General features: G+C 58.2%; 6 protein-coding genes. 3 read left to right on the top strand and 3 right to left on the bottom strand.

Going from position 1 to position 11,668, the window contains the following annotated elements; genetic code table 11:
• Window positions 1-324 precede the first annotated feature (324 nt).
• Window positions 325-603 (top strand): hypothetical protein, encoded by a 279-nt coding sequence (locus AV059_RS01690; protein ID WP_058991735.1) that lies wholly within the window; start codon window positions 325-327, stop codon window positions 601-603.
• Window positions 604-663: 60 nt separating this feature from the next.
• Here AV059_RS01690 and AV059_RS01685 read toward each other — a convergent pair whose 3' ends face one another.
• A complete protein-coding gene (locus AV059_RS01685) occupies window positions 664-1,773 on the bottom strand; it encodes a guanosine monophosphate reductase (protein ID WP_058991733.1) in 1,110 nt (369 codons plus the stop codon).
• Between the two features lie 1,080 nt (window positions 1,774-2,853).
• Here AV059_RS01685 and AV059_RS22685 point away from each other — a divergent pair.
• Window positions 2,854-3,195 (top strand): branched-chain amino acid ABC transporter substrate-binding protein, encoded by a 342-nt coding sequence (locus AV059_RS22685; RefSeq protein ID WP_228841697.1) that lies wholly within the window; start codon window positions 2,854-2,856, stop codon window positions 3,193-3,195.
• A gap of 1,024 nt (window positions 3,196-4,219) precedes the next feature.
• On the opposite strand, the gene AV059_RS01675 is transcribed toward AV059_RS22685, so the two are convergent.
• Window positions 4,220-6,166, bottom strand: a complete 1,947-nt coding sequence (locus AV059_RS01675) for an ATP-binding protein (protein ID WP_058991731.1) — start codon at window positions 6,164-6,166, stop codon at window positions 4,220-4,222.
• Window positions 6,167-6,407: 241 nt separating this feature from the next.
• Here AV059_RS01675 and AV059_RS01670 point away from each other — a divergent pair, with 241 nt between their 5' ends.
• Window positions 6,408-10,307 carry a PAS domain S-box protein gene (locus AV059_RS01670; protein WP_058991729.1) on the top strand — a complete coding sequence of 1,300 codons (3,900 nt, stop codon included), beginning with the start codon at window positions 6,408-6,410 and terminating at the stop codon, window positions 10,305-10,307.
• Window positions 10,308-10,371: 64 nt separating this feature from the next.
• Here the strand turns inward: AV059_RS01670 and gdhB are convergent, their stop codons facing one another.
• The gene (gene gdhB / locus AV059_RS01665) at window positions 10,372-11,667 is read right to left on the bottom strand and encodes a glutamate dehydrogenase GdhB (RefSeq protein WP_058991727.1); all 1,296 of its coding nucleotides are present in this window, start codon (window positions 11,665-11,667) and stop codon (window positions 10,372-10,374) included.
• Window position 11,668 lies beyond the last annotated feature (1 nt).

Here is an 11,668-nt window from a genome sequence, read left to right as displayed (position 1 = left end):
TCGGAGACGCTCTGGAGAAACTCTGGATATGTTTGAGCGTCGAGCATGTAGGTCTTGAGGGTGGTATACAACCCGGTGAGTTAGGGCGGTGTGGTTTCATCCTGATTCCTGTGACTGGGTACCGGGACAACCGGACGATGTAGTGCGGTCGATGCCGAAATGGCATAGAAAATTCACTATCAGACGCTGTCAGTAGGCGGAGAAACAACCTGCGAGAGACTAGAGCTGCCGGCTCGCTGTAAGGGACAATAAAACAATTTCTACGTTTCTCACAGCAGTGGATTAGGCGCAATGGTAATCCCACTTGGAACTATATTTATACGTATGATGGGCAGTCAAAAGAACCGGAAACTCAGTGCGGCAATGGTACTCGTTCAGGGCGTCGTAACTGCACTCTTCCCACAGATCAGTGTCAAGCTTATCAAGCGTATGATCGGGAAGAACTTCGAGAACGCGTCCCAGCTCACGGTGAAGCCAGCGTATCGCCGACAGTTGCGCGCGGTTGGTGTCGGGATGGTCGCCGCAGCCGGGACCGATCTCCTGCTACAGAGCGCTGAGGAAGCGGACGATGGCCCGGCAGCGACCGGTGGAGACAGCGAGTAACGACGGCGGCTACACCGACGGCGGTAGGTAGGCGCGCTTCTTGAACAGCGTAGTACCGGTTCAGTCGTCGCTGTCGACTGTCGCTTCGGTACCGGCGTCGCGGACCTGTGTCACTTCACTCTCCACGTTGACGCCTTCCCAGTCGTGGTCCGTGTGGAACCCCTCGCGCTCCTTCGCACTCTGGGCGACACGGATGAACTCCGCCTTGTCGCGGGCCGCAGCGATGGTATGCCCGCCACAGTAGGAGAGCCCGGAGCGGATGCCAGCACAGAACTCCTCGGCCACAGCAGCGACCGAGCCTTTGTACGGGGTCAGTGCCTCAACCCCTTCGTCGGCGCTGACGTTGTTCTGCTTGTCATCGCGGTCCTCGGCCGCCGCAGTGGTCGCCATCCCTCGTGACCGCTTGTACCGCGTCCCATCGACTTCGACGACCGCCCCGGGGGCCTCCTCTGTGCCGGCAAAGAGGCTCCCAAGCATCACAGTATCTGCCCCGGCCATGAGGGCCTTCACTGCATCACCGGACGTGCGAATCCCGCCATCCGCGCAGATGGTGACATCCAGATCTTCGGCGGCTGTCGCACAGTCATCGACAGCGGTCAGCTGGGGGACACCGGCACCCGCCACTTTCCGGGTGGTACAGTGGGACCCGGGTCCGATACCGACTTTGACACAGTCGGCCCCGGCGGCGGCGAGGTCTTCGACGCCCGCGGGCGTCGCGACGTTGCCGGCGATGAGGTCGGTCTCGGGGAATTCGTCCGCGAGGGTTTCGACGGCATCGAGCGACCGGTCGAGGTGACCGTGGGCCACGTCGACGACGAGCGCATCGACACCGGCCGCAATCACGGCCGCACTCCGGGCGACGTAATCCTCGTTGATGCCGACTGCTGCGCCGATCTGTTCGCCTGCTTCTTTCACTTGCTCGACCTGTTCGGCCTGTTCCTCGGGCGTCAGGAACCGGTGTAGTACCCCGAACCCACCCGAGCGCGCAAGCTCGATTGCCAGTTCCGCCTCGGTAACGGTGTCCATCGCCGCGGAGACGAGCGGCGTGTCCAGTTCGACGGTCGGCGTAAGCGGCGTCGAGAGGTCGATGTCGCTCCGACTGTCGACCGGTGATCGTTTCGGGACGAGAAGCACGTCCCCGTAACTCAGTCCAGTACGTAACTCGTTCATACCCCGCTAATGGAACTCCTCCTAGCACAAAAGGATCTCGGATTAGAGATGACCCGCTCGTCCCGGCAACCACGACTCGTTTCGCATGGCTGGGCTGCCCTATTTTTAGGGCTGGCTAAAAATCGAAGGGTATTTGTTATTTTAGGCTGGGCTAAAACCCATGGCGGAGACTAATCAGGACAAAACGTGGTCGACGCGGAGAGAGTGCGTAAAGTACGGGACCGCGCTGCTGACCACTGGCTCGCTCGCAGGTTGTACTGGGCTTTCGAGTGGGGGCACCGAGGCAGACGAAACCCGGGCACGAACTGACCGGTCCTATTCAGGGGCGATGGCGCCGGTGGGCAACCTCAGACTTGAGTCGAGTCCGGAGACTATTGTCGGCGGGTGGGGGTTTGAGGAGGACATCCTGACTGCACTGGGAGAAGCCGACAAGCTCATCGCCGCCGAGGGCAACCAGTTCTGGTTCACCGGCTTCTACGACCAGCTTCCCGGCGTAGACGTCCCCGATCCCGAGTCGCTGGAGTTGGTCCGGACAGACGACTGGTCACTCAGAACCGAGGTTCTCTATGAACTCGACCCGGACCTGTTCGCTACTGACCCGAACCGGTTCATTTCGTACTATGGTGCTGACGAGGGCGATATTTCCGAAATCAACGATTCGATTGGGCCCTTCTTTGGGAACGCCAGCCGCCGCAAACGCGGCGACGACTGGCCCACCTGGCCCGGTGGTGAGTCCTACGCCTACTACGATATCCCCGAATTCGTCAGCAGATACGGAGCACTGCTCGGAAAGTCCGAGACAGCCGCTGCTATCAACACCCTCTACGAGCAGGCGCTACAGGAGATGCGGTCGCGCGTTCCACCGGTGTCCGACCGTCCGAGCGTCGGATTGCTCAACGCGCAAATAAACCCGACAACGAGGGGTTCTTCCGTGCCTACAACCCCAGGACTGAGATCGACAAGGCATACGGGAAAAAACAGTACCGAGATCTCGGCATTGTCGACGCGTTCGAGGGCGAGTACGATGGCCAGTCCGGGATCCAGGTCGACTACGAGGCACTGCTGGAGGTCGATCCCGACGTGCTCGTGTTCCACTTCGGCGTCAATTACCGCGACTGGAACGGAGAGGATGCGCTCCGAAAGACAGTTGAAGGGATGCGAGACAGTTCGCTGGGGCAGGAACTCACCGCCGTTCAGGAGGACCGACTATACGTCGGCGGGTCAGCCTATCAGGGTCCGATTATCAATCTCTTCCAGACAGAGATGCTCGGAAAGCAGCTCTATCCCAACGAATTCGGTGAGTGGCCGGGCGAGATCACCGCTGGCGAGCTTCCAGAGATTCCCGAGGGCGAACAGCTGTTCGATCGCGAGGAACTCGCGGATATTATCAGTGAAACGAACAAGGCTACCGACTCACAGTAACAGCAGTTCCCCTCAAAAGCAGGGATAGCAAGTTTTGCACGCCTGCGCGAAATCGGATGACGGGTGGCGATGGGCACCGTGTTGTGCCACCCACTGCAGTCAGAGGCACGGATGGGTTCTGGACCCGAGACATGGGATGGGGCGAGTGGGCGCAAAGTAGGAAGCGGCCCAAAGCGGGGACCAGAACCCGAGTAACTGTAATGCACCGTTCGACATGTGATTTATGCTAACTCCGAACATAGTTGTAATTTCGCTCAACACAATCATCCCCAGAACGCACGGCTCCGCCAATCACGTACAAGGATGGGACGTTGCTGTGGGGGTGGGAGAAATGGGGGGCAACGTCCCATCGGAAGTCGTCGAAACCGACGACGGATTCCAGCCCGAAGCAATCGTGTGGGTGAATCCAGTGCGATTGGGCAGGGCACAGAACCCACCTAGCTCCGATACGAGTGTATATAAAGTGTTTATGATATCCCCACGCCGTCTGTTGATTTGGTCGCAAGCCACTCATTTGTTACTGGCGTTGTTTCCATCTGATAGCGTGAGAAGGACATCCCATGCAACAGCATAGGAATGGTGGGCAGCCGGGGGGAGTGGTGTGCACCGCACCATTCGGGGTCGTTATCCGCGTCGACGGGTTCTGGACCCGGACCGTTTGATGAACGTGATCGGATTCAGTGGGGGGAGGTGGCGCGGGGACCAGAACCGCATTAAGTAACATACAGTTGGTACGAAATAACGATTATGACGTTTTATGCCATTTTATTAGCTATGCGGTCACTGAGCGTCCGCAATTGCGGCATCGAGGTGGACGATGACTGGACACTTGCATCTGTACTAGTTCCTGTGATTTCCGAGTCCCTGGATGTGTAACGGAAGGGAAATTCAATCCAGCAGCACGTGGCAGAGAAGTAGAAATCGTAGCCAGCTCGGTGGAGGTAAGTAACTCAGTAAAGGTGAATCCACCAACGCACAGGAAGCCCGATGACCGGTTCGAAACAGTACGGTTCTAAATAGTGAGTTATTCCACGAGTTCGAGACCCGTGATCTCAAATCGCGTCCCACCCATCGAGCTCTCGGTTACGCGAATATCCCAGCCATGTGCGTCAGCGACTCGTTTGACGATATTGAGGCCCAGACCAGTCCCCGATTCGGAAGTCGAGTAGCCAGCCTCAAACACCTTTTCGCGGTCCTCGACGGGGATTCCAGGGCCGTCGTCTTCGATGTAGAATCCGTTGGTGTCATCGAAGATACCGCCGACAACGACAGTGACATCCAGGCCAGCGTGATCGATCGTGTTCCTGAACAGATTTTCCAGCAGGTGCCGGAATTGGTCGGAATCCGCTTTTATTAGTGGCTGGGTATCGGCCTCGCAATCGGAGTGCAGTTCGGCCTCATCTGCAGGATCAGATACAAGCTTCCACGCCGCCTCGGCAGCGACTTCTATCGCAACAGGTTCCAGTGAACCGATTTCCCGTTGCTCCCGCGCTAGCCAGAGGAGGTTCTCGACAATGTGTTCCATCCGTTCAGTCGCTGTCTCTATCACAGCAAGGTGATCGCTCGAATGCGCTTCCTGAACGAGATCTAGCCGACCGTGGATGACGTTTAGCGGGTTCCGCAGGTCGTGGCTGACAGTAGCGGCAAACTGCTCTAGCTGTTCTTTCTGATCCTGCAGTTCCCGTTCACGCTTTTGCCGTTCGGATATATTTCGACCGGTGCCGACAAGCCCTATCAGGTTACCGTCCTGATCCGTCAAGCGGTCACCGGTGAATTCGTGGGGAATACGTTTCCCCGCTCCAGTAAGGAAGTCCGCTTCGATGGTCGAGTGCCCCGTTGTGAGCGCCTCCTCGATTGCCTCGGCGACTGCGTCCCGTTCGTCTTCCGGAAAAAGACTGACCGCGTCGAGATTCGTGATTTGCTCATCAGTGTGTCCGGACAGCGTTGTGAATTGTTCATTACAGCGCTGGATTTTGCCCGCAGAATCGAGCACGTAGAATATGTCGGCAAGTGAATCGAGTGCCTGGTGGATAAAGGTCCGCTCTGCACGCAGTTCGTCTCGAATCTTCAGCGAGTGCATGGCGTGCGAGATGCTATCCCCGAGTTCGCCGAGTAACTCCTGTTCGTCCCCATTAAAGGCAAACGAACGGGACGAATAGACGCACAGGAGACCGTACAGAGTGCTATTGTATTCCAGCGGAACTGCAGCGGTGCTTCTATAACCGCGGTCGAGTGCCGCCTCTCGCCAGACCTCGAACGCCGGGTCGTCTTGAATATTCTGTGACGTCGCAATACGTCGTTCACGAACGGCCGTGCCCGCGGGACCTCGTCCGGTCGGGGAGTCGTCCGCAGTGACAACAATAGTATCGAGGTACTCGTCCTCGACGCCGGCCCATGCCTGTGGCTCGATTCGGTCTGTGTCAGGATCCCGCTCGCCGATCCATGCGAACAGGTAGGGTTCAGAGTCGCTAATGATCTCACAGACACGAGTTTTGATTTCCGATAGCGAACTCGCTCGGATGAGAGCCTGGTCGATGCTGCTGACGAGCGCGCGGACCCGCTCAAGTTCAGCAGCACGCTGATTGGTGCGGTACTGTTCGACGGCGTTTTCGATACGGTTTACGAGGAGTTCGTATCGCTCCGTTCCGTGCCCTTTCCGGAGATAATCGGTTGCACCGGCGGCAATGGCGTCGCCGGCGACCGCTTCGCTTCCCTCCCCGGTGAAGAGAATAAACGGGAGATCAGGGAACTCCTCGCGGACAACTTCGAGGAGTTCAATACCGTCTTTCCCGGGCATCCGGTAGTCGCTGATAAGACAGTCAACGGGGTTGGTAGCAAGTCGGTCGAGGGCTTCAGCAGCACTTGTTGCAGTTATAACGTCGAGTTTACTGGATTGCTGTTCGAGCATTTCGGTTGCCACATCTAAAAAATCCGGTTCATCATCAACATGAAGCACAGCAATACTCGACATCTCTGGCACAATATCGAATGTACCTAATTTCGGACGATAAAGTTGCTGACCCAAGTATCAGAATATATACTCCGATAGGGCCGTCATTTATTTGTTGAATTTCGGTAACTATCCGAATGAGTGCATACAGGCCGCTCGAGACGTAGTTAGGTTGGCTGGCACAGATATTATCGCCTATTATAATATCACATATAAGAACTGGCGCAGTGGATTCATAAAAGCTCGATACATAGTTGTGGCAATGGCCTATGCAGGTGGCGGGACTCCCGATTCCATTCACGTTTTGTATGTAAACGATGATGGTGACTTTGCTGAATTAGCGCAGACGAAGCTCCTGAATATCTCATCTAGCTTTGACGTCACAACAGTCGGGAGTATCGAGGCTGCTCTCGACTCGCTTGCAACTTCGGCTATCGATTGCGTGGTCACATCGTACTCATTGCCGGGCGGGACGGGAATCGACCTCCTAGATCGGTTACGAACGGAGCAGTACGAACTACCGACGATCTTGTTTACGGGCCGAGGGAGCGAGCAAATTGCAAGCGAAGCGACACAGGCGGGGGTCTCCGATTACGTTCCGGTCCACGCGGGCCAGAACAGTTTCGAGTTGCTTGCGAGCCGCATCCAGACGCTCACCGAAGCCGCCCACAAACAAGCGGCCGCCGAGCGACTGTCCGACCGCTTCCAACGAACGCTGGAGCGGGCAACTGACGGGATTTATGCCGTCGATAGCGAGTGGCGGATCGAATATATAAACGAGAAGATGGCAAAGCGCGTCAACCGCGAACCGGAAACTATCGTCGGGACGATTATCTGGGAAGAGTTCCCCTCGATAGTTGGAACGGAACTCGAAGAGAAATACCGAACCGCGATGGAGACCGGCGACCCGGTGTCGTTCGAACAGTACCTTGGCGAACCGTTGGATTACTGGGTCGAAATACGAGTCTTTCCCGACGATGACGGTCTGACCGTCTTTTCACGGGAAACCACGGCGGAGCGGGAACGAGAACTGGAGTTAGAGCGCAGTGAAGCGATCCTCGAAAACATCCACGACGTTGTGTTCGTTCTCGATGACGAAGGGACAATCGAGTTCGCGAACACCGCTTCAAGACGACTGGTTACCGGGGGAGAATCGACCAAGATAACGGGACAACAGTTGGAAGCAGTCGTGGGAGACCGGATGTCCAAGTCCGATGCCGAGCGGTTCACAGCGGCGGTCGAATCGACAGTCACTGATATCGAGAGCGACGGTGGCGTTACAGGGTTGTACGACGCAGACCTGCAAATCGATGTGACGACCGGCGGTGGCGAGCGGACGTTAGACGTCCGCGTCACACCGTTCCGGGGCGACGATGATCGGCAGGTGCTCGTCGTTGCCCGTGACATCACCGAACAGAGCATGGCAAAACGACAGTTAGAGCAGGAGCGGGATGCACTTCGGGAACTCCAGACTGTCATGGCAAAGGGTGATATCGCTGCTGAGGCGCGCCTCGAAGAATTGCTCGAACTTGGCTGCCAGACGCTCGGGCTCAACATCGGAATCGTCTCACACGTTCAGGGCAATGATTACACGGTCAGGGCAGTACACGCCCCGGATACGGAAATAGAATCCGAGGACCAGTTCGACCTCGAATCGACGTACTGCGCGGAGGTGGTCGGGACAGATGCAGTCTGCTCGTTCGCAGATGCTGTCGCTGATGGCAAAGAAACCCACCCTGCGTATCGTGAGTTGGAGCTGGAATCGTATATCGGCGTGCCACTCATCGTCGATGGAGTCCGGTACGGGACGGTCAATTTTTCGAGTCCGACAACGCGAGTCGCGCCCTTCGGAGCGCTTGAGCAAACGTTCGTGAAGCTACTCTCGGAGCTCGTGAGCGCCGAAATATCACGGATGCAGGACCAGACTGACCTCAAGCGCCAGGAATTCCTGTTCGAGCGGGTACAGAATATCGCAGATATCGGTGTGTGGGAGTATTTCCCGTCGACAGACAGCCTCGACTGGTCTGACGGCGTCCGTCGGATTCACGGCGTTGACGACGAGTACGACCCGTCACTCGATGACGCGCTTGGTTTTTATCACCCTGACGACAGGGAAAAGATTTCGCAGGCAGTCGAGCAGACGATTGCGGACCGGGAACCGTACGACATCGATCTCCGGATCGTTCGGACCGACGGCGACGTGCGCGACGTTCGGGCGTGGGGAGAACGCGTCGACGACCCACAGGACGATGAGCCCGTGCTTCGAGGCGTTTTTCAGGATATCACGGAGCGAAAAGCCCAGGAGCGAGCGCATCAGGAACTTGCTGAAGAGTACGAGGCACTGCTCAACAGCTCCGGTGACGCCATATTCATGCTCGACGTCGATACGACTGGTAACGATCCAGTGTTCGAGTTTGCGCGACTCAGCCCCGGCTACGAGTCACAGACAGGTCTCACGACTGACGAGGTTCGAGGGGAAACACCACGGGAGATCTTCGGTGACGAGCGTGGTGCCGAACTCGCGGCGAACTACACTCGTTGTTTCGAGGAGCGTGCGCCGATCTCGTATCGGGAAGAACTGGACATCGCTGACGACGCGCGGTTCTGGGACACGAGCCTCGCACCAGTTATGCTCGGCGATGAGATCGTCCGGATTGTCGGTATCGCCCGCAACGTAACCGAACAGGTCGACCGACAACGCAAACTCGAAACGACGAACCAGCGACTCGAATCACTCATTGAGGCGACGCCGCTCACCGTCATGGAAATCGACACGGACGGAGCGGTCATCCGCTGGAACGACGGGGCCGAGAACATGTTCGGCTGGTCGCGGGAAGAAGTGCTTGGCAAGTTCAATCCGATGGTCCCGGACGAGCAGCAGGCTGAGTTCGCTTCTCACCGGCAACGCGCGTTGAGCGGCGAGCCGATTCGCGGCAAGGAGATACGGCGGGAAACGAAAGACGGCGAGGAACTGGATCTACTCCTGTCGGTTGCCCCAATCACTGCTCCGGATGGGGAGATAACGAGCATACTGGCCGTTCTGGAGGATATCACCGAACAGAAGCAGTTAGAGTCGAAGCTCCGATCACTGCAGGCGACTGCGCAGCGGCTCAGTGGCGCACAGTCGAGTGCCGAAATCGGCGACATCGCTGTCGAGGCTGCCGTCGATATTCTCGGGTTCGAACTCACCGGGATCTGGGAGTATGCCGACCAAGCCGGCGAGCTCGTCCCGCTGACGGCGAGTGCAGCCACAAGAGAACTGCTCGGTGAGCTCCCGCGGCTGGAGTCCGGAGAGGCGCTTGCGTGGGAGGCGTTCGAGGCGTCGGAGTTGCGTAAATACGACGATCTCCAGTCCGAAGTGACACTCGGCCAGGCTGACGCACAACTCAGGAGTGGCCTGTTCGTGCCTCTGGGCGACTTTGGGCTTATCGGCGTGGGAACGACACAGGAACAGACGTTCTCTGCTACAGACGTGGACCTGTTCCAGATACTGGGTGCGACTGTCGAGGCGGCATTCACACGCGCAAGCCGGGAAACCGAACTCCAGCGACAGAATGAGCGGCTCGATGAGTTTGCCAGTGTTGTCGCCCACGACCTCCGGAACCCGCTGTCCATCGCTATCGGCTTTCTCGACATCGTCGAAGAGACAGGTGACCTCAGTCACGTGGACCGAATCGAATCGGCACATGGCCGTATGGAGCAGTTGATCGACAACCTCCTTACGCTGGCACGCGGCGAGAGCACAGTTACGGATACGAAGCAAATCGATCTCAAGACCGTGACGACGGAGGCGTGGGGATACGTCGACACCGCTGACGCAACGCTGACAGTTGCTGAGGCGATCCCGACAGTGGCTGGTGACGCCGGCCGATTGACGCAGCTGTTCGAGAACCTCTTTAGAAACGCTATCGAACACGGTGGAGAAGATGTCACAGTAACCGTCGGGCAACTAGACGGCCGTGACGGGTTCTACGTCGCGGACGACGGCGACGGGATTCCGCCGGGGAAGCGTGAGGAAGTACTGGAACACGGCGTGACATCTACCAAAGGGGGCACTGGCTTCGGACTCTCGATCGTGGCGGACATCGCCAAAGCGCACGGCTGGACTGTCCGTGTGACGGAGAGCACTGCTGGCGGGGCACAGTTCGAGTTCCGCTACTGAGGGAAGCGATGGTCGCGGTTTCTCGGCACCGACAGTGACAGTGCTGGAACCGACAGAAACAGTGCTACGGCCAGAGCCCACGCGCTTCGTGGGCCTCCGCGATACGGGACAGGGCGACGATGTACGCCGCATCGCGCCACGTGATGTCGCGGTTTTCGAACTCCGTCCGGACTGCGTCCCAGGCCGCCCGCATCTCTTCGTCGAGTTCGTCGTTCACGCGCTCAAGTGACCACGACCGACGGTTGATGTCCTGTAGCCACTCGAAGTAGCTCACCGTGACGCCACCGGCGTTCGCTAGGATGTCCGGAATCACCATGACATCTCGGTCAGCGAGGATGGAGTCAGCAGTGGACGTGGTCGGACCGTTCGCGCCTTCCACGACGAAATCCGCGGCGATGTCGTCCGCGTTGGCCTCGGTGATAACGTTCCCGAGTGCGGCCGGGATGAGGACGTCGACATCCAGCGTCAACAGTTCGTCGTTCGAAATCACGGTGTCGGCGTACTCGGTGACCGCTTCCGGTTCCTCGTCGTGTGACGGCACTGACGCCGTATCGATTCCGGCGGGGTCGTACATTGCCCCGTTCACGTCGCTGATCGCGACGACAGTCGCGCCCCGTTCGTCGAGTAACCGTGCTGCGTTCGCACCGACACTACCGTAGCCCTGTACTGCGACCGTGGTTTCCGGCAGTGGCTGGTCGTAGTACTCACAGACCAACTGTGTGATAATCGCGACGCTCCGACCGGGCGCGTCCTCGCGTCCCTTGCTCCCACCGACAATCGGCGGCTTCCCGGTGACGACGCCCGGAATCGTTTCGCCTTCTTGCATGGAGTAGGCGTCCATCAGCCAGGCCATCGTCTGTGGGTCTGTTCCCATGTCCGGGGCGGGAATGTCCAGGTTCGGGCCGATGACCTTGCGGAGTTCCTGTGTGAACCGGCGGGTGAGCCGTTCTTTCTCGTCTCGGCTCAGCGTTTTCGGGTTGACGGCGATACCCCCTTTCGCGCCGCCGAAGGGCAGGTCCATGACCGCGCATTTCCAGGTCATCCATATCCCGAGTCCGACACACTCATCTCTCGTCACATCGGGGTGATAGCGAAGCCCACCTTTGTACGGTCCCCTGACGCTATCGTGCTGGGCTCGATACCCGGTGAACACTTCGACTGTACCATCGTCCCGCTCAATCGGAACAGTGACTTCGTGGACGTTTCGCGGATGGTTCAGTCGTTCGACAATGTTCGGGTCGATATCGAGGTGGTCCGCGGCTCGGTGGAGTTGCAGACGGGCTGTTTCGAGCGCTGATTCTGGCTCGGACGGCGTCGACGAGTCTTCCGAAGGAGAAGCTGAGCTCAGTTCCGATCCCATC

The organism is Haloarcula sp. CBA1127, from assembly GCF_001485575.1.
GTDB lineage: Archaea > Halobacteriota > Halobacteria > Halobacteriales > Haloarculaceae > Haloarcula.
This window is presented reverse-complemented; position numbering and strand designations above follow the sequence as displayed.